This window comes from Streptomyces sp. NBC_00654, assembly GCF_026341775.1.
Taxonomy (GTDB): Bacteria; Actinomycetota; Actinomycetes; order Streptomycetales; family Streptomycetaceae; genus Streptomyces.
Genome location: NZ_JAPEOB010000001.1, coordinates 811414 through 832940 on the forward strand (window position 1 = coordinate 811414; position 21527 = coordinate 832940).

Genomic DNA, 21527 nt, shown 5'->3' on the forward strand with positions numbered 1-21527 from the left:
GTCCGCGCAACGTACTCATACGACCAGCGTAGGCCCGTACGGCGGCCGGTCACGCCGCGCGTACCCCGGGCTCCTGGCCGTGCTGGGCCTGATGAGGGCACGGGCGGGGGCGACGGGCCGGGAACGGCCGGGGCAGCGAGAGGTTCACGAAGCCCTCGGCCTGCATCGCCGCGAAGCCGATGCGGGGCAGGTCACGGCTGGTGCGGAAGACGACGAAGCGGGGCTCCCAGCGCGGCCGGAACTTGGCGTTGAACTTGTACAGCGACTCGATCTGGAACCAGCGCGAGAGGAAGATCAGCAGCCCGCGCCAGCAGCGCAGCACCGGTCCCGCTCCCAGCCGCTCGCCCCGGGCGAGTGCCGAGCGGAACATCGCGAAGTTCAGCGACACCCGGGTGACGCCCAGCTTGGGGGCGGCCTGGAGGGAGGCGACGATCAGCAGCTCGTTCATGCCGGGGTCGGCGGAGCGGTCGCGGCGCATCAGTTCGAGGGACATTCCGTCGCGCCCCCAGGGCACGAAGTGGAGCACGGCCTTCAGGTCCCCGTACGGGGACTCCTCGGGGCCGGAGCCGGCCAGGTGGGCGGTGGCGATGACACAGTCGCCGTCGCCGGGGTCGCCGATCCGGCCGAGCGCCATGGAGAAGCCGCGCTCGGTGTCGGTGCCGCGCCAGTCGGCGGCGGCCGCCCGGATGCGTTCCAGTTCGGTGTCGCCGATGTCCCGTACGCGCCGGACCCGGGTCTCGTAACCGTTACGTTCGATGCGCTTGACCATCTGGCGCACGTTCCGCATAGCCCGCCCGGCGAGGGAGAAATCCGCGACGTCCACCACCGCCTCGTCGCCCAGCTCCAGGGCGGAGAGACCGGTCTCGCGGGTCCAGACCTCGCCGCCGGTCTCACTGCACCCCATCACGGCGGGGGTCCAGGAGTGGGCCTTCGCCTCGTCCATGAAGCGTTCGATGGCGCCGGGCCAGGCCTCCACATCGCCGATCGGGTCGCCGCTGGCCAGCATCACCCCGGACACCACCCGGTAGCAGACGGCGGCCTTGCCGCTGGGGGAGAAGACGACGCCCTTGTCGCGGCGGAGCGCGAAGTGGCCGAGCGAGTCGCGGCCGCCGTGCCGCTCCAGCAGCGCGCGCAGCCGGGCCTCGTCGTCCTCGGTGAGACGGGCGGCCGGGTGTTCGGGGCGGAAGGCGAGGTACACGGTGGTGACGGCGGTCAGCAGGCCGAGGGCGCCGAGCGAGTACGCCACGGTCCAGGAGGTCCGTCCGGCGTAGTCGACGGGACCCTCGAAGCCGAACAGCCCGTACATCACGTGCTGGAGGCGGTCGGCGATGGACGGGTTCCCGACGACCCGGCCGGGGTGGACGCTGACGATGACCAGACCGAGCACGAGCGAACCCGCGCCGAGCAGCACGAAGTTGGCCAGTGCCCTCCAACGGCTCCGTGGGTCGGGAAGCGCGCGGAATTCACTCCGGTGGCGCACCAGCAGGTAGCACAGCGTCAGGGAGACGAGGACGCCGACGACCGAGTGACGGTACGCGAACTGCGCGGCGGCCCCCGCCGGGAGCAGGACGACGGCGGCCCGCCAGGCCCTCCGCTTGTGCCGCTTCAGCCCGTGCGCCAGCAGGAGCAGCAGCAGGCCCGCGCTCAGCGAGAGCGCCGCGGCGAACGGGCCGAGGGCGCCGGGGAGCACCTCGGCGACCGTGTGCATCCGGCTGTGCCGGAATCGGGGGAAGATACCCGCGGCGACATCGATCAGACCGACGACGGCGCAGGCGCTGCCGACCAGGGCAGGTATGGATTCGGGGCGCGGCCCGCGTACGAACTTGCGTACACGTTGCGGAACCGACCCTGATTTATCCCCATCTAGCGTGACAGACATCGCTTCCCGTGGCTCCGCGAGAGATTGTTAGGTCCGTCGGCCGAAGCCCCTACGGACGATGTGCGCCCTCTAGGACGAGGCTTCCGGGGAGTGGGTTCCTCCGCATTCCGGAAATTTCCTGCACAGAAAGCTCTACTTCACTCATGGGTCTCACCAGCAAGGCAGTTCTGGCGCTGGCGGCATCACTGGCCGTCCTGCTGTTCGCCGCCACGATCTGGCTGTGGCCGCGACTGGCGCGGCGAGGCGTCCGCGCGGTCGCGGGCCGGATCGGGCTGCTGCTGGCGACCCAGGTGGCGGTGTTCGTCTCGGTCGGCCTGATGGCGAACAACTCGTTCCTCTTCTACGGCTCCTGGGCCGACCTCTTCGGGCAGCAGCAGGACCTGGGCGTGGTCACCGACCACGCGCCCGGTTCGGCCGCCCCCGGGAACATGGTCCGGGTGGGCACCCAGACGCCGGACGTGCCGGGCGGCAGCCGGCCCACGAAGGGCGGGCGGATCGACAAGGTCGTCGTCTCCGGGCGGGCCTCGGGCATCGACAGCCCGGCGTACGTCTATCTGCCGCCGGAGTACTTCCAGCCGGCCTACGCCGGGCGCAAGTTCCCGGCCGTCGTCGTGCTCACGGGCTACCCGGGCACGGCCGAGAACCTGCTCAAGGGGCTCCGCTACCCGCAGACGGCACTGGAGCGGGTGAAGGCGGGCAAGGCGCAGCCGATGATCCTGGTGATGCTGCGGCCCACGGTGGCGCCGCCCAGGGACACCGAGTGCGTGGACATCGCCGACGGACCGCAGACGGAGACGTTCTTCGCGAAGGACCTGCCCCGGGCGATCTCCGAGTCGTACCGGGTCGGGAAGCGGGCCCGTAACTGGGGCATCATCGGCAACTCGACCGGCGGCTACTGCGCGCTGAAGATCGGGCTGCACCACCCGGACCGCTTCTCGGTGAGCGCCGGGCTGTCCGCGTACTACAAGGCGGCCGAGGACCCGACGACGGGCGATCTGTTCCACGGCGACGAGGCGGCGCGCAACCGGGCCGACCTGCTGTGGACCCTGGAGAACCGGCCCCCGGCCGGCGGGTCCTTCCTGGTCACGACGTCACGTCAGGGCGAGGGGAACCTCAGGGGGACCAAGGACTTCATCAAGCGGGTGAAGGCTCCCGCGCGGGTGTCCTCGATCGTGCTCGACAGCGGCGGGCACAACTTCAACACCTGGCGGCGGGAGATCCCTTCGGCCCTGGACTGGATGAGCGGCAGGCTGAGCGAGAACTGACCGCCGCGGCAGGAGGGCGGACGCCCCGTCAGGAGGCGCTGACCCTCGCCACGGTCTCCACGGCGACCTCGGCCCGCGGCAGGTCCTGGGCGTCCGCGTCGATCGAGCGGCGCAGGGCCTCGTGCAGCCGGGCCGGCGTGAGGACACCGAGGAAGCGGCCGGTGCTCTCCTCGTCGATGACCGCGATCCAGCCCGCGTCGTGCTGGAGCATGGTGGCGAAGGCCTGCTTGAGCGGGGCGCCGAGCGGGAGCCACGCCTCCATGCGGCGGGCGTGCTCGCGGACCGTGCCCCGGCCGCCGGCCGAGGCGGTGCCGGTGGCGGAGATCCAGCCGTGCAGATTGTCCTGCCCGTCCAGGACGACCGCCCAGCGCGCGCCCTCGGCCCGGAGCCGTTCGGTGGCCGTGGTGAGCGGGTCGTCGAGGTGGACGACGGGCGGCTGGTCGAGGTCGCTCTCCTCGATCGGTGTCACCGACAGCCGCTTCAGACCGCGGTCGGCGCCGACGAAGTCCGCGACGTACGGGGTGGCGGGCGCGCCGAGCACGGTGGCGGGGGAGTCGAACTGCTCGATGCGGCCCTGTCCGTAGACGGCGATCCGGTCGCCGAGGCGGACGGCCTCCTCGATGTCGTGCGTGACGAACAGCACGGTTTTCCGGACCTGTGCCTGGAGTTTCAGGAATTCGTTCTGGAGCCGTTCACGGACGACCGGGTCGACCGCCCCGAAAGGTTCATCCATCAGCAGTACGGGCGGGTCGGCGGCCAATGCGCGGGCCACACCGACACGTTGGCGCTGTCCGCCGGAGAGCTGCTCCGGATAACGGCCGCCATAAACGGAAGGATCAAGTCCGACCAGGTCGAGGAGTTCGGCGGCGCGCGCACGGCCCTTTCCGCGGTTCCAGCCGAGGAGATGGGGCACGGTCGCGGTGTTCTCCAGGACCGTTTTGTGCGGGAAGAGGCCGACCTGCTGGATCACATAGCCGATCCGGCGCCGGAGCCGGACGGGGTCGATGGCGGATATGTCGTCCCCGTCGAGGAATATCCGTCCCTCGGTCGGTTCGATCAGCCGGTTCACCATCTTCATGGTGGTCGTCTTACCGCATCCGGAAGGTCCGACGAGCGTGACCAGTTCACCCTCGGCGACCTCGAAGGAAAGGTCGTCGACGGCGGTGGTGCCGTCCGCGTACCGCTTGGTGACGTGCTCGAAACGGATCATGATTCCCCATGGTGACGGGCGTTCTGTGAAGGACATGTTGCCGGAATGCGACAGCCTCGGCGATTGTCAGTGGTCGAGGATAGGCTCGCCAGACATGTGTTCGGGGCGGCAACGTGAAGGAAAGCAGGGGGTGGGGGACGGATGGCCGGAGAGAACTGCCTGGTGGCGAACGACTGGATCTGCGGGGAGTATCTGCGCTCCCGCAGCCAGGAGTTGACCGACGCGACCGTGCAGCACATCTGGATCACGGTGGTCTCGGTGCTGATCGGCCTCGCGGTCGCTTTTCCGCTGGCGCTGCTCGCGCGCCGCGGACGGCACTTCGCCGGGCCGGTGCTCGGGCTGACGACCGTGCTCTACACGGTGCCGTCGCTGGCGATGTTCTCGCTGCTGCTGCCGCTGTTCGGGCTTTCCGCGGCGCTGGTCGTCACGGGGCTGGTGCTCTATTCGCTGACCATTCTCGTACGGAACATCCTGGCCGGGCTCGAAGCCGTTCCGCAGGAGGCGAAGGACGCCGCCCGGGGCATGGGGTACGGCCCCGCCCGGCTGCTCTGGGAGGTGGAACTGCCCCTCGCGCTGCCCGCGCTGATGGCGGGACTGCGCATCGCCACGGTGTCGACGGTCGCGCTGACGACCGTCGGTTCACTCGTCGGCAAGGGCGGGCTCGGCAATCTCATCGAGGACGCGCTGCCGAGCTTCTTCAAGGCCCAGGTGCTGACGGCGTCGGTGCTCTGTGTGCTGCTCGCGGTGGCGGCCGATCTGCTGCTGCTCGGGCTCCAGAGGCTGCTGACGCCCTGGACCCGCATACGTACGACGGCGGGCCCGGCGGACGGGGCCGGTGGCCCGGGGGGTCCGGTGGGACCGAGGAGTGCGGTGGGGCCGTCCGCCGTCGCGAAGGTGGAGGCGGGCTGACCCGTGGGAGTCGTCGCAGACGCCTGGACCTGGCTCGTCACCGGGTCCAACTGGTCGGGGGAGAACGGGGCCGCGCACCGGCTCGGTGAGCATCTGTACGTCAGCGGGGTGGCGCTCGCGGTGGCCTGCGCCATCGCCCTGCCCCTCGCCCTGTATCTGGGCCACATCGGCAAGGGGGGTGCGCTCGCGGTCAACATCTCCAACGTGGGCCGGGCGATACCCGTCTTCGCGGTCCTGGCCCTCTTCATGGTCACGCCCCTGCGCAACTCGGGCTATCTCCCCACGGTCATCGCCCTGGTGCTGTTCGCCGTGCCGCCGCTGCTGACCAACGCCTATGTCGGGATGACGGAGGTGGACCGGTCGGTGGTGGAGGCCGCTCGCGGGATGGGGATGTCCGGCGGTCAGCTCTTCCTGCGGGTCGAACTGCCGCTGGCCTACCCGATGATCATGACCGGGCTGCGGTCCGCCGCCGTCCAGGTCGTGGCCACCGCCTCGATCGCGGCGATGGTCGGCCTCGGTGGCCTGGGCCGGATCATCACCGCCGGATTCAACACGTACGACACCGCGCAGGTCTTCGCCGGTGCGGTGCTGGTCGCCCTGCTGGCCCTGCTGGTGGAAGGGGTGCTGGTCGCCCTGGACCGGCTGCTGTCCCCGCTGCGCCGCCGCCGGACCGTCTGACGCCGTGCGGCGCCGTGCCCGCACCGCCTGCGCGCGACGCGTCCGGCACGGCCGCCGTCTGTTGGTCCGCCACTCACTTCACCCTCTTCACCCTCTTCTGTCTGGACGGAGAACAACATGAGCAGGACCTCGCGCATAGCGGGTGCGGTCATCGGCATGGTGGCCCTGGCCGGGTCGCTCGCGGCCTGCGGCGGCGACAGCCTCGAAAAGGAGAAGAGCGGCTCCGGCAACGCGGCCGGCTCGGGTGACAAGAAGGGCTCGCTCGTCGTGGGCTCCGCCTCGTTCACCGAGTCCAAGGTCCTCGCCGAGCTGTACGCGCAGATCCTGGCGGACTCCGGCTACAGCACCTCGATCACCACGGTGAAGAACCGTGAGCTGTACGAACCCTCGCTGGAGAAGGGCGAGATCGACGTCGTACCGGAATATGCCGCCACGATCGCCGAATTCCTCAACGCCAAGGTGAACGGGGCCAAGGAGGCCGAGAAGAAGCCGGTGGCCTCCGGAGATGCCACGGCCACGGTCGCGGCACTGGAGAAGCTCGCCACCCCGCTCGGGCTGAAGGTGCTTCCGGCCGGTGTGGCCGTCGACCAGAACGCCTTCGCGGTCTCCGAGGAATTCGCCGGGAAGAACAAGCTCAAGACGCTCTCCGATCTTGGTGCGTCGAAGATCGGAGTGAAGATCGCGGCGGGCGACGAGTGCGCGGTGAGGCCCTTCTGCGCACCGGGACTGAAGAAGACCTACGGCATTGATGTCACCGGTATCGACCCCAAGGGCGTCGGCACCCCGCAGTCCAAGCAGGCCGTCAAGGACGGCAAGGACCAGTTGGTCCTGACGACCACCACGGACGCGGTGCTCGACGGGCTGGTGTTCCTGGAGGACGACAAGAAGCTCCAGAACGCCGACAACATCCTTCCGGTGCTCAATGCCAAGGACGCGGGTGCCCAGGACATCGCCGATGCGCTCGGGAAGCTCACCGACACACTCACCACACAGGATCTGGCGGAACTGAACCGCAAGGTCGATGCCGAGCGTGCCAAGCCCGAGGACGCGGCCAAGGAGTATCTGCAGGCGAAGGGCCTGATCAAGAAGTGACGGGGTGACGGAACGGGCGCCCGAATGAACCGGAATCGGGCGCCCGGACGAACTCCGTACCGGGAGTCCGGATGAACTCCGTACCGGGCGTCCGGACGAACTCGATACCGGACGCCCGGCCCGTGCTTTTCCGGCTTCTCGGGACGTCGCGGAAGTGCTTCGGCGGGGCGTGAGGTAACCGGCGGGGAACAGATTCCCGGGTGGCCCCCCAAGGCGCCCGTACACACGGTAAATTTCAGGCCATGCCACGTGGACGCCACCGCCATTCGCCACCCCTTCACAGAATCCTGCCGCCCTCGGCGGTGGCCGGAGTGTCGGTCGTCGGTGCCGCCGGCGCCTGGCTGCTGGCCGAACCCCTGGTCCTGCGTGGACTGGTGGCGGCCGTGGCCGCCGCCGCCGTCACCGGCGCGTATCTGATGCGCAGCTGGGACCGGTCCGCCGGACTGCGTGTCGCCGAACTGACGCGGGCGCGCGCCGGCGACGAGTGGCGCGCCGAGGAGCGGGCGGCCGAGCTGGAGCAGGACCTGGAGGAGGCGCGCGAGCTGCGCGCCCGGCTGGAGACGAAGCTGCGCCGCAAGCGCGTGGAGCTGGCCGGACTGCGCGGGGAGCACGCGGCGCTGCTGCGCCGGTACGCGAACGCCGAGACCGAGCGTGCCAGCGCACTGGAGGGGCGCAGGCAGCTCGCGATCGAAGCGGCCGCCACCCCGCGTGCGCTGCCCGCCGCCCGGTCCACGCCGACCCCGGGCGCGTATCTGCGCGCCGCCCAGGCCCTTGCGGACCTCCCGCGCAACGCCGCGCTCCAGGAGGCCCGCCGCACCGCCGAGCAGGCCAGGAAGCGGGAGCTCACGACAGGCGCGGGGACGGCGCCCGGCGCGACCGGCGCGGACACGGCGCCCGTGAACGGCCCGGCAGCCGGTCCGACTGCCGAGCCGGCTGCCGGTACGGGCGGCCACCAGCACCGCCGTCCGCCCGCCGCTCTGCCCGCGCCGCAGCAGCTCCCCCCGGCGTCCACCGCGCCCGTCCATGTTCCGCGTACCGCCCCGGGAGCCTCGGCCGTCGTTCCGTACGCCGCCGCGCGCCGGCACCTGGTCCCGCAGGGCAGCTTCGACTTCTTCGGTACGCAGAAGTCCGGCGCCGCGATCGAGGCCGTGCAGAACGAGGACCTCGCGGACGTGGTCGGCGAGGAGGCACTGGCCGCCCACCGCACGGGCACCGGCCAGAACCGCGCCGTGGGCAAGGTCATCGACCTCACCGTGCACGACGAGACCGAACAGCTGGACGTGGCGGAGCTGCGCACCGCCATCTCCTAGCGGATCGGTCGCCGTTCGGTCGCCGTACTACTTGTCGATGTCCCCGACGACGAAGAACAGCGAGCCCAGGATCGCGACCATGTCCGCGACCAGCGTGCCCGGCAGCAGTTCGGTGAGCGCCTGGATGTTGTTGAACGACGCGGACCGGAGCTTCAGCCGGTACGGGGTCTTCTCGCCCTTGGACACCAGGTAGTAGCCATTGATGCCGAGCGGGTTCTCGGTCCAGGCGTAGGTGTGGCCCTCCGGGGCCTTGAGTACCTTGGGCAGCCGCTGGTTGACGGGTCCGGGCGACAGGTCCGCCATCCGGTCCAGGCATGCGTCCGCCAGGTCCAGGGCGTTGACCGTCTGTTCCAGCAGGCACTCGAAGCGGGCCAGGCAGTCGCCCTCGGTGCGGGTGACGACCTTCAGAGTGTCCTGGAGTTCGCCGTACGCGAGATACGGCTCGTCGCGCCGCAGGTCGAAGTCGACCCCCGAGGCGCGGGCGATCGGCCCGGAGACCCCGTAGGCGTGCACCGCCCCGGCGGAGAGCACCCCCACATCACGCGTACGGCCCCGGAAGATCTCGTTGCCGAGCACCAGGTCCTCGTAGACGTCCATCCGGGACCGGACCGAGGCGACGGCCTCCCGGGCCCGGCCCGTCCAGCCCGCCGGGAGGTCCTCCTTGAGCCCGCCGACCCGGTTGAACATGTAGTGCATCCGGCCTCCGGAGACCTCCTCCATCACGGCCTGGAGCTCCTCGCGCTCCCGGAACGCGTAGAACACCGGGGTGATCCCGCCGAGTTCGAGGGGGTAGGAGCCGAGGAACATCAGGTGGTTCAGGACCCGGTTCAGTTCGGCGAGGAGCGTGCGCGTCCAGACGGCGCGCTCCGGGACCTCCATGCCGAGCATGCGCTCGACGGCCATGACGACGCCCAGCTCGTTCGAGAACGCGGACAGCCAGTCGTGGCGGTTGGCGAGCATCACGATCTGCCGGTAGTCCCGGGCCTCGAAGAGTTTCTCCGCGCCGCGGTGCATATAGCCGATGACGGGCTCGGCGTGCTGGATCCGCTCGCCGTCGAGGACGAGCCGCAGCCGGAGGACGCCGTGCGTGGAGGGGTGCTGCGGTCCGATGTTGAGCACCATGTCGGTGCTCTCCGCCGCGCCGCCGATGCCGACTGTCGTCTCCGTCATGCGGGACAGTATTCCCTGACCGACGGGGAGCGGGGCCTGTGGGCGTGATCCGGGCACCGGCGGGGCGGTCCGGAGCCGGTACCCGGGGCTCGCAGCCGCCCGCGCCCGCCCCGGTCACCCGGTCACCCCGGCGGGCGCGGGCGGGAGCGGGTGGCATCCGGGGCCCGGTCCACCCGGTGCGTGAGCCACCCGAAGTCGCCGAGACCTCCCCGGGCGGTCAGCTCCGCCGCCTCGCCCGCCGCGGAGAGCGCCCGGAGGTAGCCGGCCGGATCGGCCGAGGCCATCGCCAGCGGCGGACGTTCCCCGCTGATGCCCAGCCCGCGCAGGGCCGTCCGCTGGTCGGTGAGCTCCGGCGGTACGGCGCCCCGGTCCTCCTCCGCCCCCACCGCCGCCGCACACGCGTCCAGCGCCACATGCGAGGTGAGGTCGCAGGAGCCGTCCGGCACCGGCCGGACCTCCCGCCCCGCCCGGAAGCCGGTCAGCGTCCCGTACGGCGGCCTCGCCCCCCGTACATGCGCGTAGTCCACCGCCACCGCGAGTCCGGCCGACAGCGACCGGACCGCCCGCGCCCAGGCCTCGTCGCGCGGACGGCCGATCTCCGCCCGCTCGCCCGGCCGGGACAGCGGCCACCAGCGCCGCAGCCACCGCGCGTCCGCCCCGTCCACCGGATCGCCCAGCCGCTCCGCACCGTCCGAGGGACGGACGAGGACGTAGCGGGCGATGCCGTCGGCATCCGCCTCCGCGATCCGGGTGGGCACGTTGTCCAGCCACTCATTGGCGAACACCACCCCGGTGACCCCCTGCGGCAGCTCGGCGCGCCACTCGATCCGGGGATCCAGACCGGGCGGGCGCCCGGCGAGCTCCACGGCGTACGCCCGTACCGTCAGCCACTCCGGGACGGCGCCCAGCACCCCGGTCACCAGCTCGCCCCGGCCCGACCCCACGTCCACCAGATCGACCGTTTCCGTCCCCAGCTCACGCGCGGTTCCGGTCAGCAGCCGGGCGACGGCGGCGGCGAACAGCGGTGAGGCATGGACCGACGTACGGAAATGGCCCGCCGGTCCCTCCGGGCTCCGGTAGAAGCCCCCTTCTCCGTACAAAGCGGTCTCGGCCGCCTCCTGCCACCCACGCCACTCATCCGTCACGGGGGAAAGTCTCCACCTTGGGGAGTACGGTGCCGGGACCCGGATCGGCCCTCCGGTTGACCCGGGCACCGATCCTCTGTCCCTACGCTGGGTTACGTGCAGCGCCTCTACGATTTCATCCGCAGACACCCGACGGGCGTCGACTGCTTCTGGGCCGTCTTCCTCCTCGGGGTCTCCGGCGTGTCGATCGTGGTGGACGACTACGGCCCGGCCCGGGAGCGCGTGCTGCTGGTACCGGTCGCGATCTGCCTCAGCGCCGTCGTGGCCCTGCGCCGCCGCGTGCCCGAGAAGATGCTGCTCCTCGCCATCCTGGTGGGCGTCCTGCAGCTGGTCTTCGACATCCCGCCCAGCTTCGCGAACTTCGCCATGCTCGTGATCACCTTCACGGTGGCGGCGGTCGGCGAGCGCTGGGCGTCCCGTCTCGCCCTGGTCTGCAGCCTGATCGCGGCCGGACTGGCGCAGCTGCGCTGGCCGGAGGGCGCCTCGGACACCTGGGTCCAGTCGGCCTTCGTGGCGATCATCATGACGGTGCCGTTCGTGCTCGCCTGGGTGCTCGGCGACTCGATGCGGACCCGGCGGGCCTACTTCAGCCAGCTGGAGGAGCGCGCCGCCCGGCTGGAGCGGGAGCGCGAGGCGCAGTCCAAGGTCGCCGTCGCCGCCGAGCGGGCCCGGATCGCCCGCGAGCTGCACGATGTCGTCGCGCACAACGTGTCCGTGATGGTGGTGCAGGCCGACGGTGCTGCCTACGTCATGGACGCCGCGCCCGACCAGGCCCGGCAGGCACTGGAGACCATCTCCAGCACCGGCCGCCAGGCGCTCGCCGAGATGCGCCGGCTGCTCGGGGTGCTGCGGACGGGGGACACCCGGGAGAGCGGCGAGTACGTTCCGCAGCCCGACGTCGAGCAGATCGAGGACCTGATCGAGCAGGTCAGGCAGACCGGTCTGGCGGTGGACTTCAAGATCGAGGGCACCCCGCGCCCCCTGCCCAGCGGCGTGGAGCTGACCGCGTACCGCATCGTGCAGGAAGCCCTCACCAACACCCGCAAGCACGGCGGCCCGGACGCCGGGGCCAGTGTGCGGCTGGTCTACTTCGACGACGGCCTCGGGCTGCTGGTCGAGGACGACGGCCGGGGCGCGGCGCACGAGCTGTACGAGGACGGCGGCGCCGACGGTGCCGGGCACGGGATGATCGGTATGCGGGAGCGGGTCGGCATGGTCGGAGGCACGCTGGACGCGGGGCCGCGGCCGGGCGGCGGCTTCCGCATCAGCGCCCTGCTGCCGCTCAAGCCCGCAGGCTGAGCCGCCGGGGCACGCTCCCCGCCTCCGCCCGCCTCCGCCCCTTTCGAACCGGACCGAGCCCCTCCCGAACCCCGCCCCCGAACCCCGCTCCCTCCCGAACCCCGCTCCCTCCCGAACCCGCCGAACCTCGATCAGAAGACAGGGACCCTCATGGCCATCCGCGTGATGCTCGTCGACGACCAGGTGCTGCTGCGCACCGGCTTCCGGATGGTGCTCGCCGCCCAGCCGGACATGGAGGTCGTGGCCGAGGCCGGTGACGGAGCCGAGGCGATCGAGGTCCTGCGCTCCACGAGCGTCGACGTGGTGCTGATGGACGTCCGGATGCCGCGGCTGGACGGGGTCGAGGCGACCCGGCGCATCTGCGCCCAGCAGGACCCGCCCAAGGTGCTCATCCTGACCACGTTCGACCTGGACGAGTACGCCTTCTCGGGGCTGAAGGCCGGGGCCAGTGGCTTCATGCTCAAGGATGTGCCGCCGGGTGAGCTGCTGGCGGCGATCCGTTCTGTGCACAGCGGCGACGCCGTCGTCGCCCCGTCCACCACCCGCCGGCTGCTCGACCGGTTCTCGTCGATGCTGCCGAGCAGTTCCAAGGAGCCGCGGAACAAGCACATCGAGAAGCTGACCGAGCGCGAGCGCGAGGTGATGCTGCTGGTCGCCCAGGGCCTGTCGAACGGGGAGATCGCGGCGCGGCTCGTGCTCTCGGAGGCGACGGTGAAGACACATGTCGGCCGCATCCTGACCAAGCTGAACCTGCGCGACCGGGTCCAGGTCGTCGTCCTCGCGTACGAGACCGGGCTGGTCCGGGCGGGCGGCGGAGCGGGCTGACCCGAGGCCCGCCGGGCGTCCGGACACGGCCGGACCGCGTGGACACGGCCGGACCGCGCGGACACCGCCCGCGCGGCACCCTCAGCGCAGAACGCCCTCCAGGAAGTCGCTGCCGAGCCGGGCGACGACGGTCAGGTCCAGCTGGTGCAGCACATAGCGGCCCCGCCGCCGCGTCGTCACGAGACCGGCCTTCTTGAGCAGCGACAGATGCCGGGAGACCTCGGGGGGCGTGATGCCGTGCGAGTCGGCGAGTTCGCCCGTGGTGTACGGGGACCGGGCGAGGTTGCGGCACAGCCGCATGCGCATCGGGTGGGCCAGCGCCTCCATCCGGAGCTGGAGCAGCTCCACGGAGGCGGGGGAGGGCAGATCGGGCAGGTGCACCGGATAGTGGATCACCGGCCGCCAGCCCGGGGCGTGCAGCACCATCAGGTGCGGCCAGCCGAAGCTGCTCGGGATCAGGGTGAGCCCGGGGCCGACCGCAGGGTCGGCGGCGTTGGTCCGGCCCTCGCTCAGCTTGTCGATGCTGATGCGGCCGGCGTCCGTGTCCACCGACAGCGCGGCGGAGACGGCGCTCAGCGCCTCGCCGAGCCCCTTGCGCCGCAGCAGTTCCGTCTTGTACCGGGCGTCGGCGACCAGCTGGATCCGCACCCGCATCCAGGTGTCCGAGAAGAACGCCTGGTCGCAGTCCTCGAAGAGGCGCCGGATCCAGGTCCGTACAGTGACGGGGTCGGTCAGCAGCCGCTGGGTGAACTCCACCTGCTGCGGGCCGCGGGCGGCCGCCAGGTCCAGTGCCCGGGTCCGCATGGCGGCGCTGGCCAGCGGGGACGGCGCCCCGGCCCCGTACAGACCGGCACAGGTGAACTCCAGCGCGGCGGCGACGAACCGCTCGTCGTCCAGCCGGTCGAGGATGTCCAGGTCCTCGGCGAGGGTCGCCCCGGCCCTGCCGTCACCGCCGCGGACCCCGGCGAACGGCATGAAGATGTCGGAGAACGTGTTGCGCCAGAGGAACTCCGCCTCCAGCAGCCGGTCCGCGAGGTCCGGTTCCAGCGCGGCGGCGGTCGCGGTGGCCCAGCCGTGCAGGCCCGGGTGGTGGCCCGGCTCGGAGAGCGCATGCAGGGCCAGCCCCAGCTCGGCGAGGGGCGAGGTTTCGAAAACGATGCGGTCCGGGGGCAGGCCCGCGATGTCGATGTTCACGCTCACCCCTCCATAGTGCGGGTACGCGAACGGGTCGACGCGCCACTTGACGGCCGTCGTCAATCGGCGGGCGCGCGGCCCCTGACCTGCGCAGGCTGAGGTCATGGACGCCATTCAGCAGCAGATGCTCGACAGCTACCGCGCGGCCCGGCTGGGCGAGGACCCGCCCCCGTTGCCCGGCCGTCACGACTGGGCCACGCTGCGCACGATCCGCGACCACTGGCGCGCCCGCCGGGCCGCGCGGCCATCGGGCCCGTCCGCCGGGAACTAGGGGGCATGTACCCCGAGGCCTCAGGCCCGAGACCCCAGGCCCGAGACCCCAGGCCCCAGGATCCCGGGGCCGGAACCTCAGGGTCAGGCTTCCGTCCGCTCCAGCCGTGCCACGAACTCCCCCACCGCTTCGCGGACATCCTGTGCCGTCCACGCCAGGCCGGCCGAGGACACCGTCACCTCGGTGAACGACACCCCGGGCGGCAGTCCCGCCCCCTGCGCACCGTCGAACCACCGGTGGAACAGCGTCACCCCGGTCTCCTCCGCCTGCCGCACCGCCGCCTCGGTCAGCGCCTCGCTCCCGTACGGCAGCCACACCACGAACTGGTGCGTGTGCGGCGGCTCCGGACGCACCCGGAACCACGGCACGCCGGACGCCGCGAGGCCCTCCGTCAGTGCCCCGGCCACCACCTTCGCCTGCGCCACGTACTCCGGCAGCCGCGGCAGCTCCCGCTCCAGCCCCAGCAGCGCGGACAGCGCCGCCGGATACTGCTGGAAGACGTTCCCCCCGTAGCGGTGACGCCAGGTCCGCGCCTCCTCGACCAGCACCTCGGGACCGGCCAGCACCGCCCCGGACAGCCCGTCGAGGGACTTGTAGAACGAGACGTACACGCTGTCCGCGAGCCCGGCGATCTCCCGCAGCTCCTTCCCGAAGTGCGGCCCGCACTCCCACAGCCGTGCCCCGTCCAGGTGCACCACCGCGTCCCGCTCGCGGGCGGCGGCCACGACGGCCTCCAGCTCGTCCCAGGTGGGCAGCACGAACCCGGCGTCCCGCAGCGGCAGCTCCAGCATCAGCGTGCCGAACGGCTCGGGGAAGCCGCGGATCTCGTCCGCCGTGGGAAGCCGGGGCGCGGACGTCGGGTGCACCGTGCGCAGCCCGCTCACCGCCCCGAGTGCGCCCCGCTCGTGCAGCTCGGGATGGGCGAGCGGATGCAGCGCCACGGTCGCGTTGCCCGTGCGCCCGGCCCAGCACCGCAGCGCGACCTGCTGGGCCATCGTCCCCGTCGGGAAGAACGCCGCGGCCTCCATGCCGAGCAGTTCCGCGACCCGTCGCTCGACCTCGGCGACGACCCCGTCCCCGTAGAGGTCCGTCCACTCGTCGAGGTCGTGCACGGACCCCGCGTCGGCCGCCAGCGCGGCCAGCCGTTCGCCGAGCGTGCCCTCCGCCGACACCCGGGCCAGCGTGCGGTGGGACCCCCGCCAAGCGGTCAGTCTGCGGTGTCGCTGCTTCTGCTCTTCGGTGAGTGCCATGGGACGATCATCACCCGGACGGCTGACACGGCCCAGCCGTTTTCCACCGCGGGCCCAGCCGTTTTCCACTGCGCCGATTTCCCCTCGGATCCCTCTCGGGCGGCAGAGTTACCCACAGGCTGTGGACAGCCGGAAGGTCACTCGAAACGCTGGCGTAGCATGCAGAGAAGTCGTCCGGTACCCCCCGCGGACTGGAACGGAAGGCCATCGCCGCGTGAATACAACAGCTTCTGAGGAACCCCTCGACGCGAGGGACCGCCCCGCCCGTCTCACCGTCGGGGTCGTCGGCGCGGGCCGGGTCGGCCCCGCGCTCGCCGCCGCGCTCCAGCTCGCCGGGCACCGCCCGGTGGCCGTTTCCGGTGTCTCCGACGCCTCGGTGCGCCGGGCGGCGGCCCTGCTCCCCGACGTACCGCTGGTGCCGCCGGGCGAGGTGCTCGCACGTGCCGAGCTGGTGCTGCTGACCGTCCCCGACGACACCCTTCCCGGCCTCGTCGAGGGCCTGGCCGAGACCGGTGCCGTACGGCCGGGGCAGCTGATCGTCCACACGTCGGGGCGGTACGGGACCAAGGTCCTCGACCCCGCGCTGCGGGCCGGCGCCCTGCCCCTCGCCCTGCACCCGGCGATGACGTTCACCGGCAGTTCCGTCGACGTCCAGCGGCTGGCCGGCTGCTCGTTCGGGGTCACCGCCCCCGGGGAGCTGAGGCTGGCCGCCGAGGCGCTGGTCATCGAGATGGGCGGCGAGCCCGAGTGGATCGCCGAGGAGGCCCGCCCGCTCTATCACGCGGCCCTGGCCCTCGGTGCGAATCACCTGGTCACCCTGGTCGCGGAGGCCATGGAGCTGCTGACGAAGGCCGGGGTCGCCGCCCCCGACCGGATGCTCGGCCCGCTCCTCGGCGCCGCGCTGGACAACGCCCTGCGCTCCGGCGACGCGGCGCTGACCGGACCCGTCGCACGCGGTGACGCGGGCACGGTCGCCGCCCATGTCGAGGAGCTGCGCAGGCACGCCCCGCAGACGGTGGCCGGCTATCTCGCGATGGCCCGTGCCACGGCGGACCGGGCGCTCGCCCACGGCATGCTCAAGCCGGAGCTGGCCGAGGACCTGCTCGGCGTCCTGGCCGACGGTGAGCGCGCACCGGGGGAGGACCGATGAGCACCGCCCCGACCCCGGCACCCGGGCCCACCCCCAAGCCCGGTCCCGTGCCGAAGCCCGGTCCCGTGCCGAAGCCCGGTCCCGCGTCCGCCTCCGCGCGTACCCCCGCGGGCACCTCCGCGTCCGCCCCCGCAGGCGGCGCGGCCCTCCTGCGTACGGCCGCCGAGCTGGACGCCCTCCGCCGCCCGGCCGGTGCCCGGCGCGCGGTCGTCATGACGATGGGCGCTCTCCACGAAGGCCACGCCACCCTGATCCGGGCCGCCCGCGCCGCCGCGGGTCCGGCCGGCCAGGTCGTGGTCACCGTCTTCGTGAACCCGCTCCAGTTCGGTGAGGCGGCCGACCTCGACCGCTACCCACGCACCCTCGACGCCGACCTCGCGCTCGCCGGGCTGTCGGGCGCCGACGCGGTCTTCGCCCCCTCCGTCGACGAGGTCTACCCCGGCGGCGAGCCCCAGGTCCGGATCACCGCGGGCCCCATGGGCGAGCGCCTCGAAGGGGCCGCCCGCCCCGGGCACTTCGACGGCATGCTCACCGTCGTCGCCAAGCTCCTCCACCTCACCCGCCCCGACGAGGCGTTCTTCGGACAGAAGGACGCCCAGCAGCTGGCGCTGATCCGGCGCATGGTGCGCGACCTGAATTTCGGCGTCGGGATCACCGGCGTACCCACCGTGCGCGACCCGGACGGCCTGGCGCTCTCCAGCCGCAACCGCTTCCTCTCCCCGGAGGAACGGCACACCGCTCTCGCCCTGCCGCGCGCCCTGTTCGCGGCCCGGGACAGACTGGCCGCCCAGCAGGCCCTGCACGAGCGCGCACAGGCCACGGCGGCCAGTGCGGACCGGGCCGCCGGGCTCACCGCGCTCGGCGAGTCCCGGGCGGCGGCCGACGCCCAGGCGGTGGCGCTGGCCCGGCCCGGCGGCGGACCCGCCGCCGTGCGGGCCGCCGCACAGCTGGTCCTCGCGGACGCCGCCCGCGAACGGCAGCCGCTCGTCCTGGACTACCTGGCCCTCGTGGACCCGTCGGACTTCACCGAGATCCCCGACGACCGCGGGAGCGGGGAGGCGATCCTCGCCATCGCGGCACGGGTCGGCGCCACCCGCCTGATCGACAACATCCCCTTGACCTTCGGAGCCCTCACGTGACCGGAATACGGCTGACCGCCCCCGCCCCCGGCTGGGCCATCGACGCGGACGTCGTGGTGGTCGGCTCCGGCGTGGCCGGTCTCACCACCGCCCTGCGCTGCGCCGCCGCGGGCCTCGCCACCGTCGTCGTCACCAAGGCCCGCCTCGACGACGGCTCCACGCGCTGGGCCCAGGGCGGCATAGCGGCCGCGCTCGGCGAGGGCGACACCCCCGAGCAGCACCGCGACGACACCCTCGTCGCGGGCGCCGGACTGTGCGACGAGACGGCCGTGCGGACCCTGGTCACCGAGGGCCCCGACGCCGTGCGCCGGCTCATCGGGACGGGCGCCCACTTCGACACCACGGACAGCGGCGACATCGCGCTGACCCGGGAGGGCGGCCACCACCGCCGCCGCATCGCGCACGCGGGCGGCGACGCGACGGGTGCCGAGATCTCCCGCGCCCTGGTCGAGGCGGTCCGCGAGGCCGCCCTGCACACCGTCGAGAACGCCCTGGTCCTGGACCTGATCACCGACGCCGAAGGCCGTACGGCGGGCGTCACCCTGCATGTCATGGGCGAGGGTCAGCACGACGGCGTCGGCGCGGTCCGCGCCCCCGCCGTCGTCCTGGCCACCGGCGGCATGGGCCAGGTCTTCTCCGCTACCACCAACCCCTCGGTCTCCACCGGAGACGGGGTGGCGCTCGCGCTGCGGGCCGGAGCGGAGGTCTCCGACCTCGAATTCGTCCAGTTCCACCCGACCGTGCTCTTCCTCGGCGCCGACTCCGAGGGGCAGCAGCCGCTGGTGTCCGAGGCGGTACGGGGCGAGGGCGCCCATCTCGTCGACGCGTCCGGTACGCGCTTCATGCTCGGGCAGCACGAGCTGGCCGAGCTGGCCCCGCGCGACATCGTCGCCAAGGCCATCACCCGCCAGATGCACCTGCGCGGCACCGAGCACATGTATCTGGACGCCCGGCACTTCGGCGCCGAGATGTGGGAGCGGCGCTTCCCCACCATCCTGGCGGCCTGCCGCGCCCACGGCATCGACCCGGTCACCGAACCGATTCCGGTCGCGCCCGCCGCGCACTACGCCTCCGGAGGCATCCGCACCGACCTGCGGGGCCGTACGACCGTGCCCGGCCTGTACGCCTGCGGAGAGGTCGCCTGCACCGGCGTGCACGGCGCCAACCGGCTGGCGTCCAACTCCCTCCTGGAGGGACTGGTCTTCGCCGAGCGCATCGCCGAGGACATCGCGGGGAACACGGCCGAGGACCGTGCGCAGGACATGGCGGAGGACACCGCCGGGCGCCCGCGGCGGGCGGAAGCGGTGGCGTCCGGCGACGGCGAGCCCGCTCCGCTCCTCGCCCCCGAGTCCCGTACCGCGATCCAGCGGATCATGACCCGGGGCGCCGGAGTCCTGCGCTCCGCAGAGAGCCTCGCCACGGCGGCCGAGGAGCTGGAGGCCCTGCACGGCCGGGTGACCGCGGACGCCGGTACGGCCGAGTCCAAGGCAACCGTGCCCGGGGTGGAGGCATGGGAGGTCACCAACCTGCTTCTCGTCTCCCGGGTCCTGGTCGCCGCCGCCCGCGCCCGCGAGGAGACCCGCGGCTGCCACTGGCGCGAGGACCGGCCCGACCGGGACGACGAGCACTGGCGCCGCCACCTCGTCGTCCGGATCACCCCGGACCGGAGCCCGGATCTTCACCGCACGGAGACCGCCGCGTTCCCGCCCGTACGCCCCACGGATTGAGCAGACTGCTCACCACAGCACCCACACCCGCAGCAGCCCCAGCAAGCAGCACCACCCGCACCCCCGCCGACGCCCCCGAGGAGCCGTAACCGTGAGCACGCCCGAAGAGAATCCGCGCCCCACACCCGTGGACGTCCCGCTGATCCAGATCGGCGCGCCCGCACCGTCCGCGGGCGGCTGCGGCGACGACTGCGGCTGTGGCGACGGCTACGACCCGGACGGCCTGGAGTGCGGCCTCGACCCCGCGCTCGCCCGGCTCCTCGCCGAGGCGGGCCTGGACCCCGTCCAGGTCGAGGACGTCGCCCATGTCGCGATCGAGGAGGACCTCGACGGCGGCGTGGACGTGACCACCGTGGCGACCGTCGACGAGGAATCCGTCGCCACCGGTGACTTCACCGCCCGCGAGGCGGGCGTCGTCGCCGGGCTGCGGGTCGCCGAGGCGGTGCTGTCCATCGTCTGTACCAGCGAGTTCGAGGTGGAGCGCCATGTCGAGGACGGCGACCGCGTCGCCCCCGGCCAGAAGCTCCTGACCGTCACCACCCGCACCCGCGATCTGCTCACCGGCGAGCGCAGCGCGCTCAACCTGCTGTGCCGTCTCTCCGGCATCGCGACCGCGACCCGCGCCTGGGCCGACGTACTCGAAGGGACCGGGGCCGAGGTCCGCGACACCCGCAAGACCACCCCGGGGCTGCGTGCCCTGGAGAAGTACGCGGTGCGCTGCGGCGGCGGCGTCAACCACCGTATGTCGCTCTCCGACGCGGCTCTGGTCAAGGACAACCACGTCATCGCGGCGGGCGGCGTGGCCGAGGCGTTCAAGCGGGTGCGGGAGGAGTTCCCCGACGTACCGATCGAGGTCGAGGTCGACACGATGCAGCAGGTCCGCGAGGTGATCGACGCGGGCGCCGACCTGATCCTGCTGGACAACTTCACACCGGGGGAGACCGCCGAGGCCGTCGCCCTGGTCGGTGGCCGCGCCGTGCTGGAGTCCTCCGGCCGGCTCACCCTCGACTCCGCCCGCGCCTATGCCGAGGCGGGCGTCGACTACCTGGCCGTCGGGGCGCTCACCCACTCCTCGCCGATCCTCGACATCGGCCTGGACTTCCGGGACACCGCCCCGGCCACCGGTGAGGCCCAGGCCTGATGCTGCTCACCATCGACGTCGGCAACACCCACACCGTCCTCGGCCTGTTCGACGGCGAGGAGATCGTCGAGCACTGGCGGATCTCCACCGATGCCCGTCGCACCGCCGACGAGCTCGCCGTGCTGCTCCAGGGCCTGATGGGCATGCATCCGCTGCTCGGTGTGGAGCTGGGCGACGGCATCGAGGGCATCGCGATCTGCGCGACCGTCCCGTCCGTCCTGCACGAGCTGCGCGAGGTCACCCGCCGCTACTACGGCGACGTCCCCGCCGTGCTGGTGGAGCCGGGCGTCAAGACCGGGGTGCCGGTCCTGATGGACAACCCCAAGGAGGTCGGCGCGGACCGCATCATCAACGCGGTCGCCGCGGTCGAGCTGTACGGCGGACCGGCGATCGTCGTCGACTTCGGTACGGCCACCACGTTCGACGCGGTCTCCGCCCGGGGCGAGTACGTGGGCGGGGTCATCGCCCCCGGCATCGAGATCTCGGTCGAGGCGCTCGGGGTCAAGGGCGCCCAGCTCCGCAAGATCGAGCTGGCCAGGCCGCGCAGTGTCATCGGCAAGAACACCGTCGAGGCCATGCAGTCCGGCATCGTGTTCGGTTTCGCGGGCCAGGTCGACGGGGTCGTGGCCCGGATGAAGAAGGAACTGGCGGCCGACCCCGACGACGTCACGGTCATCGCGACGGGCGGCCTTGCTCCGATGGTGTTGGGGGAGTCGTCCGCCATCGACGAGCACGAGCCCTGGCTGACGCTCATCGGGCTGCGCCTCGTGTACGAGCGCAACGTCGCACGGATGTAGGCGCGAGGGCGCACGGAGGAGTACGGAGGCGTACGCGGGGCGGGGCGGTAGTCGTACGGGGGACAGCCGGGCATCC

At 72.4% G+C, this 21527-nt stretch carries 19 protein-coding genes; 13 read left to right on the top strand and 6 right to left on the bottom strand.

What is annotated here, in order from left to right; all coding sequences use genetic code 11:
- Positions 1–49: 49 nt before the first annotated feature.
- Positions 50–1879, bottom strand: coding sequence for a phosphatidylglycerol lysyltransferase domain-containing protein (locus OHA98_RS03495; protein ID WP_266922624.1), 1830 nt, complete (start codon positions 1877–1879; stop codon positions 50–52).
- Between the two features lie 143 nt (positions 1880–2022).
- Here OHA98_RS03495 and OHA98_RS03500 point away from each other — a divergent pair, with 143 nt between their 5' ends.
- Positions 2023–3144 carry an esterase family protein gene (locus tag OHA98_RS03500; protein ID WP_266922625.1) on the top strand — a complete coding sequence of 374 codons (1122 nt, stop codon included), beginning with the start codon at positions 2023–2025 and terminating at the stop codon, positions 3142–3144.
- A gap of 28 nt (positions 3145–3172) precedes the next feature.
- On the opposite strand, the gene OHA98_RS03505 is transcribed toward OHA98_RS03500, so the two are convergent.
- Positions 3173–4354 carry an ABC transporter ATP-binding protein gene (locus OHA98_RS03505; RefSeq protein ID WP_266922626.1) on the bottom strand — a complete coding sequence of 394 codons (1182 nt, stop codon included), beginning with the start codon at positions 4352–4354 and terminating at the stop codon, positions 3173–3175.
- Positions 4355–4495: 141 nt separating this feature from the next.
- On the opposite strand from OHA98_RS03505, the gene OHA98_RS03510 reads away from it, so the two are divergent.
- The 4 genes from OHA98_RS03510 (at position 4496) to OHA98_RS03525 (ending at position 8343) form a co-directional block, all read left to right on the top strand.
- Entirely contained in the window at positions 4496–5263 is a 768-nt protein-coding gene (locus OHA98_RS03510; protein ID WP_266922627.1) for an ABC transporter permease, read from the top strand.
- Between the two features lie 3 nt (positions 5264–5266).
- On the top strand, positions 5267–5941 hold the full coding sequence (locus OHA98_RS03515) for an ABC transporter permease (RefSeq protein WP_266922628.1): 675 nt from the start codon (positions 5267–5269) through the stop codon (positions 5939–5941).
- A 117-nt stretch (positions 5942–6058) separates the two neighbouring features.
- Entirely contained in the window at positions 6059–7033 is a 975-nt protein-coding gene (locus OHA98_RS03520) for an ABC transporter substrate-binding protein (RefSeq protein ID WP_266922629.1), read from the top strand.
- A gap of 242 nt (positions 7034–7275) precedes the next feature.
- Positions 7276–8343, top strand: coding sequence for a hypothetical protein (locus tag OHA98_RS03525; protein ID WP_266922630.1), 1068 nt, complete (start codon positions 7276–7278; stop codon positions 8341–8343).
- A gap of 27 nt (positions 8344–8370) precedes the next feature.
- Here the strand turns inward: OHA98_RS03525 and OHA98_RS03530 are convergent, their stop codons facing one another.
- Both OHA98_RS03530 and OHA98_RS03535 read right to left on the bottom strand, forming a co-directional pair.
- Positions 8371–9513 (bottom strand): NADH-quinone oxidoreductase subunit D, encoded by a 1143-nt coding sequence (locus OHA98_RS03530; protein WP_266922631.1) that lies wholly within the window; start codon positions 9511–9513, stop codon positions 8371–8373.
- 122 nt (positions 9514–9635) lie between these two features.
- Positions 9636–10658: an SAM-dependent methyltransferase gene (locus tag OHA98_RS03535; protein WP_266922632.1), complete on the bottom strand. Its 1023-nt coding sequence runs from the start codon at positions 10656–10658 to the stop codon at positions 9636–9638.
- 96 nt (positions 10659–10754) lie between these two features.
- Here OHA98_RS03535 and OHA98_RS03540 point away from each other — a divergent pair, with 96 nt between their 5' ends.
- Together OHA98_RS03540 and OHA98_RS03545 are read left to right on the top strand one after the other, a co-directional pair.
- Positions 10755–11957 carry a sensor histidine kinase gene (locus OHA98_RS03540; RefSeq protein WP_266922633.1) on the top strand — a complete coding sequence of 401 codons (1203 nt, stop codon included), beginning with the start codon at positions 10755–10757 and terminating at the stop codon, positions 11955–11957.
- A gap of 150 nt (positions 11958–12107) precedes the next feature.
- Positions 12108–12782: a response regulator transcription factor gene (locus OHA98_RS03545; RefSeq protein WP_266922634.1), complete on the top strand. Its 675-nt coding sequence runs from the start codon at positions 12108–12110 to the stop codon at positions 12780–12782.
- Positions 12783–12863: 81 nt separating this feature from the next.
- On the opposite strand, the gene OHA98_RS03550 is transcribed toward OHA98_RS03545, so the two are convergent.
- Entirely contained in the window at positions 12864–13976 is a 1113-nt protein-coding gene (locus OHA98_RS03550; RefSeq protein ID WP_266927687.1) for a DUF5937 family protein, read from the bottom strand.
- Positions 13977–14079: 103 nt separating this feature from the next.
- Between OHA98_RS03550 and OHA98_RS03555 the strand changes: the two genes are divergently transcribed.
- The gene (locus OHA98_RS03555) at positions 14080–14247 is read left to right on the top strand and encodes a hypothetical protein (RefSeq protein WP_266922635.1); all 168 of its coding nucleotides are present in this window, start codon (positions 14080–14082) and stop codon (positions 14245–14247) included.
- 83 nt (positions 14248–14330) lie between these two features.
- Here the strand turns inward: OHA98_RS03555 and OHA98_RS03560 are convergent, their stop codons facing one another.
- On the bottom strand, positions 14331–15497 hold the full coding sequence (locus tag OHA98_RS03560; RefSeq protein ID WP_266922636.1) for a low specificity L-threonine aldolase: 1167 nt from the start codon (positions 15495–15497) through the stop codon (positions 14331–14333).
- Positions 15498–15711: 214 nt separating this feature from the next.
- Between OHA98_RS03560 and OHA98_RS03565 the strand changes: the two genes are divergently transcribed.
- The 5 genes from OHA98_RS03565 to OHA98_RS03585 all read left to right on the top strand — a co-directional run bounded on the left by OHA98_RS03565 (position 15712) and on the right by OHA98_RS03585 (position 21451).
- On the top strand, positions 15712–16647 hold the full coding sequence (locus tag OHA98_RS03565; protein WP_266922637.1) for a Rossmann-like and DUF2520 domain-containing protein: 936 nt from the start codon (positions 15712–15714) through the stop codon (positions 16645–16647).
- A complete protein-coding gene (panC, locus tag OHA98_RS03570; protein ID WP_266922638.1) occupies positions 16644–17786 on the top strand; it encodes a pantoate--beta-alanine ligase in 1143 nt (380 codons plus the stop codon). Before OHA98_RS03565 ends, panC begins: the two co-directional genes overlap by 4 nt.
- Complete coding sequence (locus OHA98_RS03575; RefSeq protein ID WP_266922639.1) at positions 17783–19513, top strand: L-aspartate oxidase; 1731 nt, start codon at positions 17783–17785, stop codon at positions 19511–19513. Before panC ends, OHA98_RS03575 begins: the two co-directional genes overlap by 4 nt.
- 91 nt (positions 19514–19604) lie before the next feature.
- On the top strand, positions 19605–20654 hold the full coding sequence (gene nadC / locus OHA98_RS03580; RefSeq protein ID WP_266922640.1) for a carboxylating nicotinate-nucleotide diphosphorylase: 1050 nt from the start codon (positions 19605–19607) through the stop codon (positions 20652–20654).
- On the top strand, positions 20654–21451 hold the full coding sequence (locus OHA98_RS03585) for a type III pantothenate kinase (RefSeq protein WP_266922641.1): 798 nt from the start codon (positions 20654–20656) through the stop codon (positions 21449–21451). Before nadC ends, OHA98_RS03585 begins: the two co-directional genes overlap by 1 nt.
- Positions 21452–21527: the final 76 nt, after the last annotated feature.